Source organism: Nocardioides sp. Bht2 (assembly GCF_047308515.1).
In the GTDB taxonomy this organism is placed as follows: domain Bacteria; phylum Actinomycetota; class Actinomycetes; order Propionibacteriales; family Nocardioidaceae; genus Nocardioides.
Map to the genome: position 1 here is coordinate 114082 of NZ_JBLBWI010000005.1, position 18301 is coordinate 132382.

Here is an 18301-nt window from a genome sequence, read left to right on the forward strand (position 1 = left end):
TTAGAGGGTGATGCGGCCGGTGGCCAGGGCGATCACGCCGATCGTGGCGGTGATGACCGAGAAGGCGAGGATCACCAGTTCACGGGCGTCGAACCAGCGGCGGTCCTGTTCGCTGCGTGCCTTGACGAAGAGCAACGTCGCGGGGGCGTAGATGATCATCGAGACCAGCAGGTACTTCGGGCCCGCTGCCCAGAGCAGGAACGCCGTGTACCCGGTGGCGACGACGGCGATCGCCAACTCGCGTGGCCAACCGGCGGGCTGATCGTCGTAGGTCTCCTTGGTGACGGTGAGTTTCAGCGCGTAGGCGGCCGCGAGCAGGTAGGGGATCAAGGTCAAGGCGCTGGTCAGGTTGAGCGCGAGGTCGAAGGCGTCGTCGGAGAAGGCGGTGACCACCAACATCACCTGGATCAACCCGGTCGTCATCAACAGAGCGGGGACCGGGACGTCGACGTCGCTGATGCTCTTCAAGAACCGCGGCATGTCGTCGTCCTCGGCGGCGACGAAGAGCACCTCGGCGGCCATCAGGGTCCAGGCCAGGTAGGCGCCCAGGACCGAGACGATCAGGCCGACGCTGATGAATACCTTGCCCCAGTCGCCGACGGCGGCCTCCAGGACGCCGGCCATCGACGGCTGACGCAACTCGGCCATCTCCTCGGCCGGCAGGATCCCGTAGGAGACGATCGTGACCGAGGCGAAGATGCTGAATACCATCAGGAAGCCCAGCACGGTGGCCCGGCCGACGTCCTCGCGACGCTTCGCGTGCCGTGAGTAGACGCTGGCACCTTCGACGCCGATGAAGACGAAGACGGTGACCAGCATGGTGCCCTTCACCTGGTCGAAGAGGGAGTCGTAGCTCTCGCCCGACCAGTTGTCGGCGAAGACGCCGACGTCGAGGTAGAAGAGCGCCAACACGATGAAGACCAGGATCGGCACCACCTTGGCGACGGTGACGATCTGGTTGAGCGCGGCAGCGTCCTTCACGCCCCGTTTGATCAGCAGGTAGAAGCCCCAGACCCCCACACTGGAGAGGCAGATCGCCAGGACGGTGTTGCCGTCGCCGAGTTCCGGGAAGAGCGCGCTGAGCGTCGACATGATCAAGACCCAGTAGGTCACGTTGCCGACGCAACTGCTGGCCCAGTAGCCGAACGCCGAGAAGAAGCCCAGGTACTCACCGAACCCGGTCTTGGCGTAGGCGTAGACGCCGGAGTCGAGCTCGGGTTTGCGGACCGCCAGCATCTGGAAGACGAAGGCCAACATCAGCATGCCGGTGCCGGCGATCAGCCAAGCGATGAGTGCACCGGCGATGCCGGTCTCCTGGCCGAACCGAGCAGGAAGCGAGAAGACCCCAGCTCCGACCATGCCGCCGACCACCATCGCGGTCATCGTCAGTAGGCCGAGCTTCTGGGCTGGTAAGGCGCTTGCGACTGGCTTATCGCTCATCTTCGCTCCTGGTGGCTCGGACGACGATAACCATGTGACACCGGGTTTTGGCTAGAGAGTCGGGGCAACTCGGGACCAAAGTCCCGGTCGGTGTCGGCCGCTGACAAACCGGCGTCAAGGCGCGTCAAGATGACGACAACATCGCTGGAGTCAGGCGCCGAGGTGGGTTGGCTGGGTTCATGAGTATCGAATCCGGCCTGCTGATCGCGGCCGTCCTCGCCGTCGCGGTCTATCTGCTCGCGGCCCTGATCTTCCCGGAGCGTTTCTAGTGTCTGAAACCGTGTCCGGCCTGCTCACCCTCAGCGTGCTGATCGCCCTGCTGGCGCTGGCATACGTGCCGCTGGGGGACTTCATGGCCCGGGTCTACAACCGCTCCACCCACTACCGTCTCGAGCGTGGGATCTACCGGCTCGCCGGAGTGAATCCGCACGTCGAACAGAGCCCCAAGTCCTACGCCCTCAGCGTGGTCGGGTTCTCGACGGTCGGCGTCGTCCTGCTGATGGCGTTGCAGATGGCGCAGGCGCATCTGCCGATGAACCGGGATCTGCCCGGGGTGGACCTCTGGATGTCCTTCAACACCGCTGCCTCGTTCGTGGCGAACACCAACTGGCAGTCCTACGGCGGCGAGTCGACGCTCGGCTTCACGGTGCAGATGGTCGGCCTCGCGGTGCAGAACTTCGTCTCTGCAGCGGTCGGGATGGCGGTCGCGGTGGCGCTGATCCGTGGGTTCGTCCGGTCGCGCTCGGGATCGCTGGGCAACTTCTGGGTCGACCTGACCCGCGGCGCGCTCTGCATCCTCGCGCCGATCGCCTTCGTGGGTGCGGTGCTGTTGATCGTCGGCGGCGTGGTGCAGAACTTCGGTGACCAGACGGTCACCACCCTGGCCGGCGCGCAGCAGGTGATCACCGGTGGCCCGGTGGCCAGCCAGGAAGTGATCAAGCTGCTCGGCACCAACGGCGGAGGCTTCTTCAACGCGAACTCCGCGCATCCCTTCGAGAACCCCAACGGCTATACGAACCTGCTCCAGATCTTCCTGATCCTGCTGATCCCGGTGGCGCTGACGCGAACGCTGGGCACGATGTTGGGCAACAAGCGCCAGGGCCTCGCCGTCCTCAGCGCGATGACGATCCTCTTCGGCACGGTGCTGGCGATCGTCACCACCGCTGAGGTGGGCGGCCACTCGCAGGCCGCACAGGCGGCCGGTGCCTCGTTGGAGGGCAAGGAGGTCCGGTTCGGCGAGTGGGCGACGTCGCTCTTCGCCACCGCGACCACGGGCACCTCGACCGGTGCCGTCAACGGCGCCCACGACTCGCTCTCACCGACCGGTGGCGGTGCGGTGCTGGTCAACATGATGCTGGGAGAGATCGCCCCCGGTGGTGTCGGCTCGGGGATCTACGGGATCCTGGTGATGGCGATCCTGGTGGTCTTCATCGCCGGGCTGATGGTCGGCCGGACCCCGGAGTTCCTGGGCAAGAAGATCGGCGCTCGGCAGATGACCTTCGTGGCGCTCTACATCCTGACCACGCCGCTGCTGGTGCTGGTAGGCACCGGCGTCGCTATCTCGTTGGGCAGCACGCCCGGCTTCATGGGCAATCCGGGCGGGCACGGATTCAGCGAGGTGCTCTACGCCTACACCTCGGCCGCCAACAACAACGGCAGCGCCTTCGGCGGCATCACGGTGACCTCGGACTTCTTCCAGATCACCCTGGGTCTGGCCATGCTGCTGGGCCGGTTGGTGCCGATCGTCCTGGTTCTGATGCTCGCCGGATCCCTTGCCGAGCAAGGGAAAGTGCCGACCACGGCCGGCACCCTGCCCACCCACAAACCGCTCTTCGTAGGCCTGCTGGTCGGCGTGATCCTGATCGTCACCGGCCTCACCTACTTCCCTGCCCTCTCCCTGGGGCCGATCGCAGAGGCACTGGCATGACACTCTCCGTCCTTCTCGCGCAGTGCGTGCAGCAGTTCCCGACCGCGCTGCGCAAACTCGATCCGCGCCATGTCTGGCGCTCACCGGTGATGTTCCTGGTCTGGTTGGGCTCGGTGCTGACCACCGTGGCCGCGCTCGCCGACCCGTCGGTCTTCACCATCGCGCTGACTGTCTGGCTGTGGCTCACGGTGATCTTCGGCAACCTGGCCGAGGCGGTCGCTGAGGGCCGTGGCAAGGCCCAGGCGGCATCGCTGCGGGCAGCGCGTACCGACACCGTGGCGCGGCGGCTGGAGGCCGACGGAACCCACGCGGCGGTGCCCGGCACCCAGCTCGCCATCGGCGACCGGGTGATCGTCGAGGCCGGTGAGGTGATTCCCGGTGACGGCGACGTCGTGGAGGGGATCGCCACCGTGGACGAGTCGGCGATCACCGGTGAGTCCGCCCCGGTGATCCGCGAGGCCGGCGGCGACCGGAGCGCGGTGACCGGCGGAACCAAGGTGCTCTCGGACCGGATCGTCGTCCGGATCACCACAGCGCCGGGGGAGACCTTCCTGGACAAGATGATCGCGCTGGTCGAAGGCACCTCGCGCCGCCGGACGCCGAACGAGATAGCCCTCTCGATCCTGCTGGTCAGCCTTACCGTGGTCTTCCTGGCTGCGGTCGCGACCGTGGCGCCGATGGCGACCTATGCAGGCGCACCGCAGGACGTGGTGGTCCTGGTGGCACTGCTCGTCTGCCTGATCCCGACCACGATCGGCGCGCTGCTCAGCGCGATCGGGATCGCCGGCATGGACCGGCTGGTGCGGGTCAACGTGTTGGCGATGTCCGGTCGTGCGGTGGAAGCGGCCGGCGACGTCAGCACGTTGCTCCTGGACAAGACCGGAACGATCACCTACGGCAACCGCCAGGCGAGCCGGTTCGTTGCGGCTCCCGGCGTCAGCGACGACGACCTGCGCGACGCAGCCCGGCTGGCCAGCCTCGCCGACCAGACGCCGGAGGGACGGTCGATCGTCGACCTCGCTCTGAAGGTGGGCGCCGACGACGCGGACCTCCCGAGCGGCGCGGAGTTCATCGAGTTCACCGCCCAGACCCGGATGTCCGGCGTCGACCTGGCCGACGGGACCCAGATCCGCAAGGGCGCAGGCTCCGCGGTGGCGGGCTGGCTCGGCAGCACCCCGGAGCCGGGGGTCACCGACGTCGTCGATGCGATCGCCAGCTCCGGCGGCACCCCGCTGGTGATCGCCGTCCGCGACCCTGACGAGAAGGGCCGGGTGCTCGGTGTCGTCCACCTCAAGGACGTGGTGAAGGAGGGGATGGCCGAGCGGTTCGCGCAGCTGCGGGCGATGGGTATCCGCACCGTGATGATCACCGGTGACAACGCCCTGACGGCGCGGGCGATCGCCGATGAGGCCGGCGTCGACGACTTCCTGGCCGAGGCGACGCCCGAGGACAAGATGGCCTATATCCGCAAGGAGCAGGCGGGCGGCCGCCTGGTCGCGATGACCGGTGACGGCACCAACGATGCGCCCGCGCTGGCCGCCGCCGACGTCGGCGTCGCGATGAACAGCGGCACCGCAGCCGCCAAGGAGGCCGGCAACATGGTCGACCTCGACTCCGACCCGACCAAGCTGATCGACATCGTGGAGATCGGGAAGCAGTTGCTGATCACCCGCGGTGCGCTGACCACCTTCTCGATCGCCAACGACGTCGCCAAGTACTTCGCGATCATCCCGGCGATGTTCGTGGTCGCCTATCCCTCGTTGGACGCCCTGAACGTGATGGGGCTGAGCACGCCGCAGTCGGCGATCCTCTCCGCGGTGATCTTCAACGCGCTGGTGATCGTGGGGCTGATCCCGCTCGCGCTGCGTGGGGTCCGGTTCCGGGCGGCGTCGGCGACCCAGGTACTGCGTCGCAACATCACCGTATTCGGCCTCGGCGGCGTGATCGTCCCCTTCATCGGCATCAAGATCATCGACCTTCTGGTCTCGAACATTCCTGGAATCGGGTGACCGACATGTTGACTGACTTTTCCCGGCAGACCCTTGCTGGATTGAGGATCCTGATCGTTCTGACGGTGCTGCTCGGCGTCGTCTATCCGGTTGCGGTCTGGGCTGCGGGACGGGCCTTCGCCGACCGGGCCGACGGCCAACTCCTGCACCATGACGGTGAGGTGGTGGGCAGCAGGCTGCTCGGGCAGAACTTCGAGGGTGACACCTGGTTCCACCCGCGTCCGTCCGCCAACGGCTACGACACCTTGGCCTCGGCACCGAGCAACCTGGGCCCGTCGAACCCGGACCTGCTGGCCGCGATCGAAGAACGCCGCGCGGCGGTGGCCGAGGCCGAGGATGTCGATCCGGCGCGGGTACCTGCCGATGCGCTCACCGCCTCGGGGTCGGGGCTGGACCCGCACATCTCGCCTGCCTACGCGCTGCTCCAGGCGGGCCGGGTCGCAGCTGCCAACGGCCTCACGCCGGAGAAGGTGCGCCGACTGATCGACGCCTATACCGAGGGGCCGGTACTCGGCTTCCTCGGCGTCGAAGGCGTCAACGTCGTCGAGCTGAATCTGGCGATCAGTCGAGCAGCACACTGAGCGGGGGTGGAGACTGGACGTCATGGAACGCGCGAGGCTTCGGGTCTACCTGGGCGCCGCCCCCGGGGTAGGGAAGACCCATGCCATGCTCGCCGAAGGGCACCGACGCCGGGACCGTGGCACCGATGTGGTGGTCGGCTACGTCGAGACCCACGGCCGTCCCCGTACCGAGGAGATGGTCGGCGACCTCGAGGTGGTTCCGCGTCGGGAGGTCGCCTACCGGGGCACCACCCAATGGGAGATGGACCTCGACGCGATCGTGAAGCGGGCACCGACCGTGGTGTTGGTCGACGAGCTCGCGCACACCAATGTTCCGGGCAGCGCGCATCAGAAGCGGTGGCAGGACGTGGAGGTGCTGCTCGAGGCCGGGATCGCGGTGATCACCACCGTCAACGTCCAGCACCTGGAGTCACTCAACGACGTCACTGAGGCGATCACCGGCGTCCGGCAGCGGGAGACCGTGCCGGATGCCGTGGTCCGTGCGGCCGACCAGATCGAACTGGTCGACATGTCACCGCAGGCGCTGCGCCGGCGGATGGCGCACGGCAACATCTACCAACCCGAGAAGGTCGACGCCGCCCTCTCGAACTACTTCCGTGAGGGCAACCTGACGGCGCTGCGTGAGTTGGCGCTGCTCTGGCTGGCCGACCAGGTCGAGGAGGGCCTGGACCGGTACCGGGCCCAGCACGACATCGACTCCACCTGGGCTGCCCGGGAACGGATCGTGGTGGCGGTCAGCGGCGGCCCCGAGTCCAGCACCCTGATGCGCCGCGCCGCCCGGATCTCCGCGAGGCGATCCGGCGGGGAGTGGCAGGCGCTCTACGTGACCCGCCACGACGGACTCAGCGGGATCGCGCCGGAACGGCTCTCCGAGCTGCGCGCCAAAGCCGAGGAGTTGGGCGGGACGCTGCACACCGTCGTCGGCGACGACGCCGCCGACAGCGTGCTCACCTTCGCCCGCGCCGAGAACGCGACCCAGATCATCCTGGGCGCCAGCCGGCGTCGACGTTTCTCGCTGATGCTGCGTCCAGGTGTGGGGGAGCAGGTGATCGCCGGGGCGCGCGAGATCGATGTCCATATCGTCAACCACGACTATGTCCGCGCCTCGCGCACGACCCTGGCACCGCGCCGCGACAGCATCGGTCGCGGTCGCCGGATCGCCGGCTATCTCTTCGCGGTGCTCGCCCCGGTCGCGGTGAGCATGGTGATGTGGACCTCGCACAACATCGACGGTCTGCCGACCGAGGCGATGGCGTTGATGGCGGTGGTGGTCGCGACCGCGCTGATCGGCGGCCTGCTCCCGGCGGTGCTCGCTGCCCTGGCCAGTGGCCTGCTGCTCAACTATTTCTTCACGCCACCGCTCTACAACTGGACGATCTCGGCGCCGGAGAATATCACGGCGCTGTTGCTCTTCATCGTCGTGGGCATCTCGGTGGCGGTCGTCGTCGACCGGGCGGCTCGGCGTTCGGTCCAGGCCAGTCGGGCCCGGGCCGAGGCGGACGCCCTGACTGTGCTGGCGCACAGCCTGCTGACCAGCAGCGACGACCTCACCGGACTGCTCGGCTCGGCCTGCGAGGTCTTCGGTGCTCGCGGTGCGGCGGTGCTGCTGCGTGACGAGACCGGGACCGAGTCGGTGCTTGCCGTGGTCGGCCAGCCGATCGGGCAGAGCGAGGACGCCGACCTCTCCTGCGAGATCGATGAGCAGACCACCCTCGTCCTGCGCGGATCGCGGCTGCCGGCCGAGCAACGCGGACTGCTCAACGCCTATGCGGCCTACGCGAAGGTGATGACCGAGCGCCGGGCGGCGACCTCGGCGGAGGTGGAGCGGTTGCGGCTCGCGGAGGCGGATCGGACCCGCACCGCGTTGCTGACCGCCGTCTCGCACGACCTGCGCTCGCCGTTGGCGGCGGTCAAAGCCGCGGTGGCGAGCCTGCGGAGTACCGAGGTGACCTGGTCGGCACAGGACGAGGCGGAGCTGCTGGCCACCATCGAGGAGTCGGCGGATCGGCTGACCGCGCTGGTGATCAACCTGCTCGACATGAGCCGCATCTACACCGGTTCGGTCCAGGCCACGCTCGCCGAGGTGGGGGTTCGCGCCGCGGTCCAGGACGCGCTGGCGCCGATGCCGGACGGCGCACGGGTGCGGATCGAGGTGCCGGATGATGTCGGCGTCCGGGCCGACCCCGGCCTGCTCGACCGGGTGTTGGCGAACATCGTCGAGAACGCGTTGAAGTACACCCCTGCGGAGGCGGCGATCGAGGTGGACGCGACCACCCATGCCGAGCGGACCCTGATTCGGATCGCCGACAACGGTCCGGGGGTGAGCGACCATCGACCGCTCTTCGCGCCCTTCCAACGGATGGGCGACGTGCCGGCCAAGGACGGAGTCGGGCTGGGGCTGGCGGTCGCCCGTGGGCTGACCGAGGCGATGAGCGGCACCTTGGTCACCGAAGACACCCCCGGCGGAGGGCTTACCTTCGTTCTGGACCTACCCAGTGCTGACCAGGAGAACGCATGACCTTCGTGCTCGTCGTCGATGATGACCCGGCGATCCTGCGGACGCTCTCGATCAACCTGCGTGCCCGCGACTACGACGTGGAGACGGCGGGCGACGGACGCTCGGCGCTGCAGATCGTCGACGAGCGGATGCCCGACGTCGTGCTGCTCGACCTCGGTCTCCCGGACCTCGACGGCGTCGCGGTGCTCAAACAGTTGCGTTCCTTCACCCAGGTCCCGGTGATCGTCGTCTCGGCGAGGAGCGAGCCGGACGACAAGGTGGAGGCGCTCGATCTGGGTGCCGACGACTTCATCACCAAGCCGTTCTCGATCGAGGAGCTGTTGGCCCGGGTCCGGGCCGCGACCCGGCGGGCGGGGGTGGAGAACCCAGGGCTGACGGTCGACGTCGATGGGCTGACCCTCGACGTCACCGATTCGCGAGCCTCGCGGGACGGCGTCGATATCCACCTGACCCCGATCGAGTGGCGGATCGTGGAGATCCTGGTCCAGCACCGCGGCCGTCTGGTCCGTCAGGTCGATCTGCTGCGCACCGTCTGGGGGCCGACCTACGAACGCCAGACCAACTATCTCCGGGTCCACCTGGGCAGCATCCGTCGCAAGCTGGAACGGGATCCGGCGCACCCGGTGCTCTTCGTCACCGAGGCCGGACTGGGCTACCGGTTCGCGCCGCGGCTCACGGCGCAGCCTTAGGACGGTGTCACCGACTACAGATCTCGCCCGGTTGGGTGCGTTTGCGTTCGTTCTTGGGATCTTGCAACTGCCCGGTACGATGACGCCGAAATGGACGAGGACTATAGACCGCCCAGACCTGACCTTCGCGCGCCGCTGATCGGCGCTTCCACCCCGATGTTGGTGACTCGCTGATGTGGGTACTCACCTTGTTGATCGGCCTGCTGGTGGTCCTTGCGATCACCGTGGCCACCGGCTACTTCGTAGCCCAGGAATTCGCTTACATGGCCGTCGATCGGTCCCGGCTCGCAGCCCGGGCCGAGGCCGGGGACACCGGCGCGAAACGCGCCCTGGCCGTCACCAAGCGGACCTCCTTCATGCTCTCCGGCGCCCAGTTGGGCATCACCGTGACCGGTCTGTTGGTCGGTTACGTCGCCGAGCCGCTGATCGGTGAGGCGCTCGGCGAGGGACTCGGCGGTGTCGGCGTGCCGACCGCTGTGGGCATCGCCGTCGGTACCGTGCTGGCGCTGCTGCTCTCCACGCTCGTGCAGATGCTCTTCGGTGAGCTCTTCCCGAAGAACCTGGCGATCGCTCGGCCGGAGCCGGTGGCGCTCTGGTTGGCCCGATCCACCACGGCCTACCTGGCTGCGTTCGGCTGGCTGATCAAGATCTTCGACGCCGCCTCCAACGCGCTGCTGCGGTTGCTCAAGGTGGAGCCGGTCCATGACGTCGAGCACTCGGCGACCGCTCGCGACCTGGAGCACATCGTGGCGGAGTCGGCCGAGAGCGGCGACCTGCCGCCGGCCCTGGCGATGCTGCTGGATCGGATCCTCGACTTCCCCGAACAGGACGTCGAGCACGCGATGATCCCGCGGGCCCGCGTCGACGTGATGCGCGCCGACGGCACCGTCGGCGACGCCCGCCGGCTGATGGCGACCGGCCACTCCCGCTACCCGGTGCTCGACGACGACGGCGAGATCGTCGGCGTCGTCCATCTGGCCGACCTGTTGGCCACCTCGGCCGGCGACGATGCGCCGATCGCGGTGCTGCGCCGCGACGCACTGGTCGTACCGACGGCCATGCTGCTGCCGGACGCGATGCGGACGATGGCGCAGACTCGCAACCAGTTGGCCTGCGTCATTGACGAGTACGGCGGCTTCACCGGCGTCCTCACCTACGAGGACATCGCCGAGGAGTTGGTCGGCGAGATCACCGACGAACACGACGAGCCGATCGCGGGCTGGGTGGACGCCGAGGACGACGGCATCTGGGTGATGGCGGGCGAGGTGCACACCGACGAGGTCGAGCGTGCCATCGGACGTGATCTTCCCGAGGGCGACTACGAGACCATCGCCGGTGTGGCGATCGCGGCTCGCGGTGCGCTGCCCGAAGTGGGCGAACTGATCGAGGTCGAGCTGCCGCCGGAGCCTGAGGAACTCCTCGGCGACGAGGCGGCCGGAACCTTGCTCCAGATCGAGGTGCTTGAGGTCGAGCGGCATGTGCCGACTCGGGTCCGGGTCCAGCTGAAGGCGGGGGAGAAGTGATGGAGAACCCGTGGGTGGTCGCTGCGGCGACCACAGCGATCATCGTGCTCAGCGCCTTCTTCGTGGCCGTTGAGTTCGCCCTGCTGGCGGCCAAGCGGCACCGCCTCGAGGACCGTGCGGGCGAGAGCCGGTCGGCACGCGCCGCGCTGCGGAGCGCCAACGAGCTCACCGTGCTGTTGGCCGGGTGTCAGCTCGGTATTACCGCAGCGACCTTGGCCTTGGGCGCGATCACCAAGCCGGCCGTGCACCACTGGCTCACCCCGGCGATCGAGAACATCGGCGCGCCCTACTGGGTGGCCGACGTCGCGGGCTTCGTGCTCGCGCTGATCGTGGTCACCTTCCTGCATCTGGTGGTCGGTGAGATGGCCCCGAAGTCGTGGGCGATCGGACACCCCGAGAGCTCCGCGATCGCGTTGGCGTTGCCGATGCGGGCCTTCATGGCGGTGAGCCGGCCGTTGCTCACCGGGCTGAACTCGGCGGCCAACTGGTGCCTGCGGAGGGTGGGCGTGGAGCCTGCCGACCAGGTGGCCGGAGGACAGAACGCCGAAGACCTGCGACACCTGGTCGAGCACTCGGCCAGCGTCGGCGCGTTGGACCTCGCCTACTCGGCGCAGATCACCAGCGCGCTCGACCTCCGCAGCCTGACCATCGGCGACCTGCTCAAGCCGGACCGGACCCCGACCGCAGTTGCTCACGACGCGACCGCTGCCGAGGTACAGGAGATGGCGGCTCGCTCCGGGCACCTGCGGATCCTGGTCCGTTCGGCGGTACCGGGGCAGGCGCCGTCGACGATGGTGCACGTCCGAGACACCTTGCTGAACGCCCCGGATCAGTCCGTCGCGGAGCTGGCCCGTCCGGTCTTGGAGTTCGCTGCCGAGACCCCGCTGTACGCGGCGCTAGGCGAGATGCGCGAGACCCGGACGCACTTGGTGATCGTGCGTCGTGGGGACGGCAGCATCGGCGTCGTCACGCTGGCTGACGTGCTGGCGAACCTGCTGCCGCAGGCTGCCTAGTCGCTGCCAGCGCGGCGATGGAGTCGTCGGTGCACGACTCCCAGAAACCACCGACGACGTCCTCTACGTGGCTGAACGACTCAGCGGCGTAGAGGACGTCCTGGTAGGCGGTGATGTCGTAGTCCGCGGTACCCATCGCGACCAGGTCGAGGGGGCGGATCGTGACCTCGCGGAACTCCTCGGTCTCGCCTGGTGAGGAGAGGATGCCGGCGCCGTAGGCGCGCAGTGCGCCGCGTTCGGTGAGGACGCCGAACTCGAGGGTGAACCAGAAGACCCGGCTGATGAATTCCAACGCCTCGGTGCTCTGCACGCGCTGGCTGGCCTGCCCGGCGAGCTCGTAGAGAGCGGTGAACCGCGGGTTGGCGAGGGTGTTGCCGTGGCCGATCACTTCGTGGATGACGTCGGGCTCCGGGGTGTAGAGCGGAACCGAGTGGTGGCGGACGTACTGGGTGGAGAAGAACCGACGCGCGGCGAGCGCCCCGTAGAAGTCGCGCAGCGGGACCAGCCCGGCTGCGGGTTGGTAGCCGAAGCCGGTCAGTGGCGCGAGCAGGGCGCTGACCTCCTCGAGTTGCGGGATGTGGTCCTCGGGGAGTTGCAGGCTCTCCTTGCCGTGCAGGTACTCGGTGGCGGCGTACTGCTCGTGCAAGGGCCGGAGCGCGGCGCTGACTTGGCGCCAGACGTCGTGCTCGGCGTCGGTGTAGCTTGCCTGCGGGCAGGGCTCACCGGGCGCCCATCGGGCGGCGAGGGTGGCCAGTTCGTCGCGGCGGGCGCGGTAGTCGGCGTCGGCGAATCCGGGGTGGTCGGCGCCGAGTTGGACCTGGAGTGAACCGTCGTCTCGTTGGTGGACCGGGGCGAAGTACTGGGCCTCTTCGAACATGCTTCGATCTTCTGTCGTTCGTCGCTTAGTGACGAGGCAGGGGAGATGAACTGTCGCTTGATGCGGGTTTGGGTGGCAAAGTGTCTGGATATGGATGCGATTGACCTTCAGATCGTGGACGTCCTGCGGGCCGACGGCAGGATCTCGATCAGCCGGTTGGCGGAGCAGGTCGAGATCAGCCGGGCCAGCGCCTACACCCGGTTCCAGAGGCTGGTGGAGAGCGGCGTGATCCGCAGGTTCACCGTGGACGTCGATCCGGCGGCGGTGGGGATCGGCGTCTCCGCCTATGTCCATGTCCGGGTGCGGCAGAACTCGTGGAAGACGTTTCGGGCCAAGGCCTGGGCGATCCCCGAAGCGGAGCACGTGGCGCTGGTCTCCGGCGACTTCGACTGTGTGCTGCTGGTCCGGGCCCGTGACACCGCTCATCTGCGTGAGGTGGTGCTGGAACGGATCCAGGCGCTGGCCGAGGTGGTGGCCACCCAGACGGTGCTGATCTTCGACGAGCATTGATTTTCGTCTGGGCATGGAGCGGCTCTGTCGTGAGACCATCGAGGGGTGTGGGGAGTAACGGACCTGGGCACCTATCTGGTGGGGCTGGTGCTGATCATTCTGCTGCCCGGACCGAACTCGATCTATGTGCTCTCGGTGGCTGCGCGGCGTGGGATCCGTTCGGGCTACGCGGCCGCCTGCGGGGTCTTCACCGGCGACGCCGTGCTGATGGTGCTGTCGGCCGCGGGTGTGGCCTCGGTGTTGCGGACCAACGAGGTCCTCTTCACGGTCATCAAGTACGCCGGCGCCGGTTATCTGGGGTGGCTGGCGTTCGGCATGTTGCGTGGTGGTTGGACGCTGTGGCGTCGGCGTCGCACAGCTGTCGACGAGTTGGAGATCCCAGAGGCTCCGGCACCCTTGGAGCGACCGTACCGCCGCGCGCTGGTGGTCAGCCTGCTGAACCCGAAGGCGATCTTGTTCTTCATCGCCTTCTTCGTTCAGTTCGTCGACCCGAACTACGCCAATCCGGCGCTCTCCTTCCTGGTCCTCGGGATCATGGTGGAGGTCGCGAGCTTCCTCTATCTGAGCGCGTTGATCTTTGCGGGTGCCCGGTTGGCTGAGGCGGTCCGTCGCCGTCGGGCCCTGGCCGCGGGCGGCACCTCCGTGGTCGGCGCGGTCTTCCTCGCTTTCGCGGTGAAGCTGGCGACGGCGAGCGCGGGCTAGCGGACCAGGTCTGCCTCCTCTCGGCTGATCCGGTGGGTGCCTTGGTGGTCGATCATGAACGCTAGGCCGTTGGGAGTGGTCCAGACGTAGCGATTCGCTCCGGCCTGCCGGGCTCGATAGCCGGCGTGCGTCTTCCAGCGGTGGTGGGTGCGGGTGAGCGGACCGGAGTTGTGGTTCCCGGTCTGGGCGGGGCGGTCTTCGCCGTCATCGGGTGGAGCGCCTGGGGGTGGTGGCGGCCAGTAGGCGGTGACGTGGTCGTAGTCGACCTTGCGTGAGGTGGAGTTGGCGTAAGGCCAGTAGTCGCCACCGACCGCGAGGAAGACCTGCTCCTTGAGCGCCTCGGGGTGTTCGTAGGCGATGGTGCGGACCCGGTTGGCCAGGTCGATGACCGGCTTGACGGTGACCTTGGCACCGCGCAGTAGGCCGTGGAGTTGGTCGAGGGTCTGGGCACGTAGCCCGAAGTTTCCGACGCTCTCTACTCGGACCACGCCAGCCACCTTCGGTCGGTCGCCGACCTGGACCAGCGCGCCTTCATGCAGGTGGAGGTAGAGCACGGCGCGGGGAGCGAGCTGGCGCCAGTCGACCTGACGGAGGTGGGCCAGAAGTTCGGCGGGGAAGGCGATCGCCCGGTTGAGGTGCTCCGGAGCGTCGGGCTCGGCGGTTGCGGGCTGCTCGTTGTCGTGGACCTCGGCGGCCAACAGGGCAAGGAGCTCGGCGGGGCGGGCCAGGTAGCCGAGTGCGATGGCGCGCCACTCGTCGGTGGGGCGGTCGACGGTGTCGAGGCCCTGGCGGCGCAGGATTTCGACGATTCGGGTGAGCGTGGCCTCGATCCAGGCGGCGTCTCCCGCCTCGATCTGCGCGATCAGGGTGCGCAGACCGTGTTCGTTGGTGCGGGTGAAGCTGACATAGCGGCGACGCTTCTCGTCTTCCAGGCGCTGGTGGTGCGCATCGATGTCGGCCTCGATGATCTTGGCCTCGGCGACCTCCAGGATCCGGCCGCCGCCTTCGTGGCCGAGCATCCGGGCCACGGCGGCGTCGACGAGGCCGACCGCGACCAGGGGGAGTTGGCGCGACATCTTGGCGACCTTGCGGACGATCCAGAGATCGACGATGCCACTCTGGGCAGCGGCCCAGATCTCCGGCAGGCGGTGCCGGAGATCCAGGACGTCGGCAAGCGCATTCGTGGTGGCGACGGTGTGGGTTCCGCGGGCCAGCGCGATCTCGCCGAGGCAGTGGTCCTGCACCTTCGGCGTGCCTTCGCCGCCGAGCTGTACCAACGCGTTGCGCGATCCGCCCGGTACATCTCCCGAGTGGAGAGCCGCCCATTGTGCGAGCAGGCACAACTCGTGCACCTCGACCAGTCGCCGATGCACGACCGTGTCGACGGCCGCGGCAAGCACCGCGGCGGCGTCGAGGTCGGACAAGGCGGGGTTCATGCGATCAGGTTATTCGAACAAACTTTCGATAGCCAGAGGCAAAAGGGACCTGTGAAGGAGAATCTCAAGCGGTCGGTCGAAGCGGTGGTTCAGCCTGGATCCGGCGAGGTGATCGCCTTCTCGACCAGCGCGTAGGTCGCCTCGTCGAAGGCGACGATCCGGGCCTCACGCACCTGGGTCGGGGTGGTGCGCAGCGTCTCCACCGCGGCGCGCACGGCGTCGGATTTGGGCCATGCGTAGACACCGGCACTGATCAACGGGAAGGCGATGGAGGTGGCGCCGAGCTCGTCGGCGACCTCCAGAGACCTGCGGTAGCAGGAGACCAGGAGTGAGCGGTCGGTCTGGCCGGCGCGACGGTCGGGTCCGACCGTGTGGATCACCCATCGGGCCGGGAGGTTGCCCGCCGTCGTCCAGCCGGCATCGCCGGTGGCGAGGCCATCGGGGAACCGGGCGATGCAGTCGGCGAGCACGGCGGGCCCGCCGACGCGATGGATCGCCCCGTCGACGCCACCGCCGCCACGCATCGCGTTGTTGGCGGCGTTGACCACTGCATCGACGTCCTGACGGGTGATGTCGCCCTGTACGGCACGGATCTCCATGGCCCAGTCATACAACGCCGACCGCCTTCGGCCCAGCCCGTGCGGGGTCATCCGCGGGAACCATCGGTCCGGCCCGGCCGTCGGACCTCTATGTTCTCGGGAAAGAAGGCGCTCCGATCGTCGGCGACCGTGTTGGCGATCCTCCTGTCAGGGTTCGGCGTCGTCGGCTGTGCCGACGACGGCCCGGCGCCGACTCTCCAGGTGGAGGTCCGCGACTGGAGCGGGTGGGACCCTCAGCATCGCCCCACGCCCGAGAGGTTCGAGCTCCTCGGTGAGCAGGGCGAGGAGGTCACCTTCACTGCCCTCGGTGACGAGCTGACGGTGCGCGTCGTCGAGCGGGACGGCGATGAGATCACCGTTCGCACCTCGGCGGCGATGGCTCCGGAGAGCGCCGGAGGTGGGATCGGCCTGCGGGATCCGCGCAACGAGTTCACCGTGCAGGAGGGGAGGGCGGTGACGTTCGCGACGCCCACGACGGACGCCGGGACCACGGTCGAGATCTCGTGGCGCTGAGCAGCCCCTGGGCTGCGGTGCGGCAGACTCACCTCTGCAAGGATGATGACTCCGATCTGGGCAGAGGGAGAGCAGCGTGGTGGCAGGGCGTGACCAGCGCAAGCCGATGGAACGCCTGGTGCGGATGGCCGCGGCACTGCGCGCTGCCGGCGCCAACGGCGTCGCGGGGGAGAAGCTTGCCGACCTCGCCGAGTTCCAGGGCGCGGGCCGTGCCGACCAGGTCGCCCGCGAACTGCGCCTCCTGAACAGCCAGGGCTGGCAGATCGACAACATCGCGAACCGCGGTGAGCCCGCGGTCTACCGGATGACCACGGTCGACAACCGGCTCCGGCTCCGTCTGACGTCGGCCCAGCAGGCTGCGTTGCGCCGTGCCGCGCTGGTCGCCGACCGGGCAGACCTGGCCGACCGGCTCGGCCTCGGGGCTGCCACCTCCGAACCGCCGGTCGAGGTCGCCGAGACGCCGCACGACCCGGCGCTCGGCGTCGTGCTGCAGGCGGTGCGTGAAGGCGCCCTGCTCCGGTTCCGGTACCGCGGCAGCGATCGGGTGGTGCACCCCGAGTCGGTCCGAACCCAGTACCGCACCTGGTACCTGCGCGGTGTCGAGGACGGCTCGGAGCAGGTGAAGAGCTTCGTCGTCTCGCGGATGAGCGACGTCGACGTCGAAGCACCCGGCACCGCACGGCCGGTCCCGGTGGAACACCACCAGACCCTGCACCCGATGCATTGGCAGATCGACGAACCGGTGCAGGTGCGGCTCCGCACCAAGCGCGAGTTCGGGCCTGATGTACTCCGCTGGCTGGGCGGCCCGGAAGCCGAGACGGTGCAGGGCGAGGAGCTGCTGCTCGACTACACGGTGACGCACCGTGCGGCGCTCTACGACCGGCTCTACGAGTTGGGTACCCGGGTCGAGCTGATCGGCCCCGCTGAGATCCGCGCCGAACTGTTGGCCGAACTCGACTCGATGGCAGGACCGCGATGAGCTCTCCCACCTACACCTCCCGGATCGCCCGGCTCCCGCAGGTCTTCGAGATCCTCGCTGCCTACCCGGATGGCCTTGCTGTCAACGAACTTGCCAAACGCGTGGGTGTCCCGTCCGCGGAGCTCCGCGAGGACCTGCTGGCCTTCTACGCCGCCGACCTCGGTCCGGAGTGGTTGATGGGCCTGTCCCGACCCGAGGTCATCGAGTTCGTCGGACCGGACGGCGTCGACGAGGACCCGAACGACGCCGAGCGGGTCCGCATCGTCGACCCCCGTCCTACCGAGGAGCTCGGGGTCGAGTACATCGACGCCTCGGAGCTGGCTCTGATCTACACCGCGGCCCAGATGGAGCTGGAGGCCGCCTGGAGCCAGGAGCTCGCGGACGCCGTCGCGGTCCTCGAAGAGACCCTGCTCGGTGACGCGGCGAAGCCGTTCGCACCGGCCAGCGCCGCGTCGGGATCGACCACCCTCGCGGAGCTGCAGCGGGCCCGTACCGAACGTCGCCAGGTCCGCATCGAGTACTCGCGAAGTTGGCGCCACGGCGTCGCCGAGCGGCTGGTGCAGCCCTACCGGCTGGTGCACACCCGCCGCGGTTGGGAGGTCGATGCCGGTGTCGACGGCGGCGAGCTGCGGACCTTCCTGCTCTCCAACATCCGCTCCTGCGAGGTGGTCGAGGAGACCTTCACCCCGCCCGCCGACCTCGCCGAACGGTTGGCGGCACAGCGGGCCACCACCACGGTCACCGTGGAGGTGCCGTTCTCGGCTCGCTGGGCGGCGGACAGCTACGCCGAGCAGGTGCGAGTGATCGCCGAGCACGAAGCGTCCGTCGAACTCGAGCTCGACCTGCTGCCTCCGCTGGAGCGCCGGGTCGGCCTGTTGCTCCTGGTCGCCGGCCCGCAGGCAGAGCTGAAGGCACCGGCCGCGTTGACCGGCGCGCGCGGCGAACTCGCTCGAGAGTTGAGCGAGCACCACCGCACGCACTGAGG

Annotated in this window: 17 protein-coding genes; 13 read left to right on the top strand and 4 right to left on the bottom strand. The window is 68.4% G+C overall.

Features of this window, described 5'->3' with window-relative positions:
* Positions 1–1440 carry a basic amino acid/polyamine antiporter gene (locus ACLM5J_RS09425; protein ID WP_413656144.1) on the bottom strand — a complete coding sequence of 480 codons (1440 nt, stop codon included), beginning with the start codon at positions 1438–1440 and terminating at the stop codon, positions 1–3.
* Between the two features lie 179 nt (positions 1441–1619).
* On the opposite strand from ACLM5J_RS09425, the gene ACLM5J_RS09430 reads away from it, so the two are divergent.
* From ACLM5J_RS09430 to ACLM5J_RS09465, 8 genes are all read left to right on the top strand, one after another.
* A complete protein-coding gene (locus tag ACLM5J_RS09430; protein WP_413656146.1) occupies positions 1620–1709 on the top strand; it encodes a potassium-transporting ATPase subunit F in 90 nt (29 codons plus the stop codon).
* Positions 1709–3367, top strand: coding sequence for a potassium-transporting ATPase subunit KdpA (kdpA, locus tag ACLM5J_RS09435; protein ID WP_413656147.1), 1659 nt, complete (start codon positions 1709–1711; stop codon positions 3365–3367). Before ACLM5J_RS09430 ends, kdpA begins: the two co-directional genes overlap by 1 nt.
* Complete coding sequence (kdpB, locus tag ACLM5J_RS09440) at positions 3364–5376, top strand: potassium-transporting ATPase subunit KdpB (protein WP_413656148.1); 2013 nt, start codon at positions 3364–3366, stop codon at positions 5374–5376. Before kdpA ends, kdpB begins: the two co-directional genes overlap by 4 nt.
* 5 nt (positions 5377–5381) lie before the next feature.
* Positions 5382–5957 carry a potassium-transporting ATPase subunit KdpC gene (kdpC, locus tag ACLM5J_RS09445; protein ID WP_413656149.1) on the top strand — a complete coding sequence of 192 codons (576 nt, stop codon included), beginning with the start codon at positions 5382–5384 and terminating at the stop codon, positions 5955–5957.
* A 22-nt stretch (positions 5958–5979) separates the two neighbouring features.
* Complete coding sequence (locus ACLM5J_RS09450) at positions 5980–8475, top strand: DUF4118 domain-containing protein (RefSeq protein ID WP_413656150.1); 2496 nt, start codon at positions 5980–5982, stop codon at positions 8473–8475.
* Positions 8472–9164: a response regulator gene (locus tag ACLM5J_RS09455; RefSeq protein ID WP_413656151.1), complete on the top strand. Its 693-nt coding sequence runs from the start codon at positions 8472–8474 to the stop codon at positions 9162–9164. The genes ACLM5J_RS09450 and ACLM5J_RS09455 overlap by 4 nt, the downstream gene beginning before the upstream one ends.
* A gap of 173 nt (positions 9165–9337) precedes the next feature.
* On the top strand, positions 9338–10687 hold the full coding sequence (locus ACLM5J_RS09460; protein ID WP_413656153.1) for a hemolysin family protein: 1350 nt from the start codon (positions 9338–9340) through the stop codon (positions 10685–10687).
* On the top strand, positions 10687–11700 hold the full coding sequence (locus tag ACLM5J_RS09465) for a hemolysin family protein (RefSeq protein ID WP_413656154.1): 1014 nt from the start codon (positions 10687–10689) through the stop codon (positions 11698–11700). Before ACLM5J_RS09460 ends, ACLM5J_RS09465 begins: the two co-directional genes overlap by 1 nt.
* On the opposite strand, the gene ACLM5J_RS09470 is transcribed toward ACLM5J_RS09465, so the two are convergent.
* The gene (locus tag ACLM5J_RS09470) at positions 11654–12577 is read right to left on the bottom strand and encodes a phenylalanine 4-monooxygenase (RefSeq protein ID WP_413656155.1); all 924 of its coding nucleotides are present in this window, start codon (positions 12575–12577) and stop codon (positions 11654–11656) included. The two genes, ACLM5J_RS09465 and ACLM5J_RS09470, sit on opposite strands and share 47 nt — an antisense overlap.
* Positions 12578–12667: 90 nt before the next feature.
* On the opposite strand from ACLM5J_RS09470, the gene ACLM5J_RS09475 reads away from it, so the two are divergent.
* Complete coding sequence (locus ACLM5J_RS09475; protein ID WP_413656157.1) at positions 12668–13087, top strand: Lrp/AsnC family transcriptional regulator; 420 nt, start codon at positions 12668–12670, stop codon at positions 13085–13087.
* A 45-nt stretch (positions 13088–13132) separates the two neighbouring features.
* Positions 13133–13789 (top strand): leucine efflux protein LeuE, encoded by a 657-nt coding sequence (leuE, locus tag ACLM5J_RS09480; protein WP_413656158.1) that lies wholly within the window; start codon positions 13133–13135, stop codon positions 13787–13789.
* Here leuE and ACLM5J_RS09485 read toward each other — a convergent pair.
* A complete protein-coding gene (locus tag ACLM5J_RS09485) occupies positions 13786–15225 on the bottom strand; it encodes a DUF222 domain-containing protein (protein ID WP_413656159.1) in 1440 nt (479 codons plus the stop codon). The genes leuE and ACLM5J_RS09485 overlap by 4 nt on opposite strands.
* 89 nt (positions 15226–15314) lie before the next feature.
* Positions 15315–15824, bottom strand: coding sequence for an O-acetyl-ADP-ribose deacetylase (locus ACLM5J_RS09490; protein ID WP_413656160.1), 510 nt, complete (start codon positions 15822–15824; stop codon positions 15315–15317).
* A gap of 90 nt (positions 15825–15914) precedes the next feature.
* Here ACLM5J_RS09490 and ACLM5J_RS09495 point away from each other — a divergent pair, with 90 nt between their 5' ends.
* The 3 genes from ACLM5J_RS09495 to ACLM5J_RS09505 all read left to right on the top strand — a co-directional run bounded on the left by ACLM5J_RS09495 (position 15915) and on the right by ACLM5J_RS09505 (position 18299).
* Positions 15915–16337: a hypothetical protein gene (locus ACLM5J_RS09495; RefSeq protein ID WP_413656161.1), complete on the top strand. Its 423-nt coding sequence runs from the start codon at positions 15915–15917 to the stop codon at positions 16335–16337.
* Between the two features lie 76 nt (positions 16338–16413).
* The gene (locus ACLM5J_RS09500; RefSeq protein WP_413656163.1) at positions 16414–17316 is read left to right on the top strand and encodes a WYL domain-containing protein; all 903 of its coding nucleotides are present in this window, start codon (positions 16414–16416) and stop codon (positions 17314–17316) included.
* Positions 17313–18299 (top strand): helix-turn-helix transcriptional regulator, encoded by a 987-nt coding sequence (locus tag ACLM5J_RS09505; RefSeq protein WP_413656165.1) that lies wholly within the window; start codon positions 17313–17315, stop codon positions 18297–18299. Before ACLM5J_RS09500 ends, ACLM5J_RS09505 begins: the two co-directional genes overlap by 4 nt.
* Positions 18300–18301: the final 2 nt, after the last annotated feature.

Excerpts from the sequence above, each read along its gene's own strand:
- ACLM5J_RS09495 (WP_413656161.1), top strand. The coding sequence starts at position 15,915 with ATGTTCTCGGGAAAGAAGGCGCTCCGATCGTCGGCGACCGTGTTGGCG.
- ACLM5J_RS09455 (WP_413656151.1), top strand. The coding sequence starts at position 8,472 with ATGACCTTCGTGCTCGTCGTCGATGATGACCCGGCGATCCTGCGGACG.
- ACLM5J_RS09490 (WP_413656160.1), bottom strand. The coding sequence starts at position 15,824 with ATGGAGATCCGTGCCGTACAGGGCGACATCACCCGTCAGGACGTCGAT.
- ACLM5J_RS09505 (WP_413656165.1), top strand. The coding sequence starts at position 17,313 with ATGAGCTCTCCCACCTACACCTCCCGGATCGCCCGGCTCCCGCAGGTC.
- ACLM5J_RS09475 (WP_413656157.1), top strand. The coding sequence starts at position 12,668 with ATGGATGCGATTGACCTTCAGATCGTGGACGTCCTGCGGGCCGACGGC.
- ACLM5J_RS09425 (WP_413656144.1), bottom strand. The coding sequence starts at position 1,440 with ATGAGCGATAAGCCAGTCGCAAGCGCCTTACCAGCCCAGAAGCTCGGC.
- kdpC (WP_413656149.1), top strand. The coding sequence starts at position 5,382 with ATGTTGACTGACTTTTCCCGGCAGACCCTTGCTGGATTGAGGATCCTG.
- ACLM5J_RS09460 (WP_413656153.1), top strand. The coding sequence starts at position 9,338 with ATGTGGGTACTCACCTTGTTGATCGGCCTGCTGGTGGTCCTTGCGATC.
- ACLM5J_RS09450 (WP_413656150.1), top strand. The coding sequence starts at position 5,980 with ATGGAACGCGCGAGGCTTCGGGTCTACCTGGGCGCCGCCCCCGGGGTA.
- ACLM5J_RS09430 (WP_413656146.1), top strand. The coding sequence starts at position 1,620 with ATGAGTATCGAATCCGGCCTGCTGATCGCGGCCGTCCTCGCCGTCGCG.
- kdpB (WP_413656148.1), top strand. The coding sequence starts at position 3,364 with ATGACACTCTCCGTCCTTCTCGCGCAGTGCGTGCAGCAGTTCCCGACC.
- ACLM5J_RS09485 (WP_413656159.1), bottom strand. The coding sequence starts at position 15,225 with ATGAACCCCGCCTTGTCCGACCTCGACGCCGCCGCGGTGCTTGCCGCG.
- ACLM5J_RS09470 (WP_413656155.1), bottom strand. The coding sequence starts at position 12,577 with ATGTTCGAAGAGGCCCAGTACTTCGCCCCGGTCCACCAACGAGACGAC.
- ACLM5J_RS09465 (WP_413656154.1), top strand. The coding sequence starts at position 10,687 with ATGGAGAACCCGTGGGTGGTCGCTGCGGCGACCACAGCGATCATCGTG.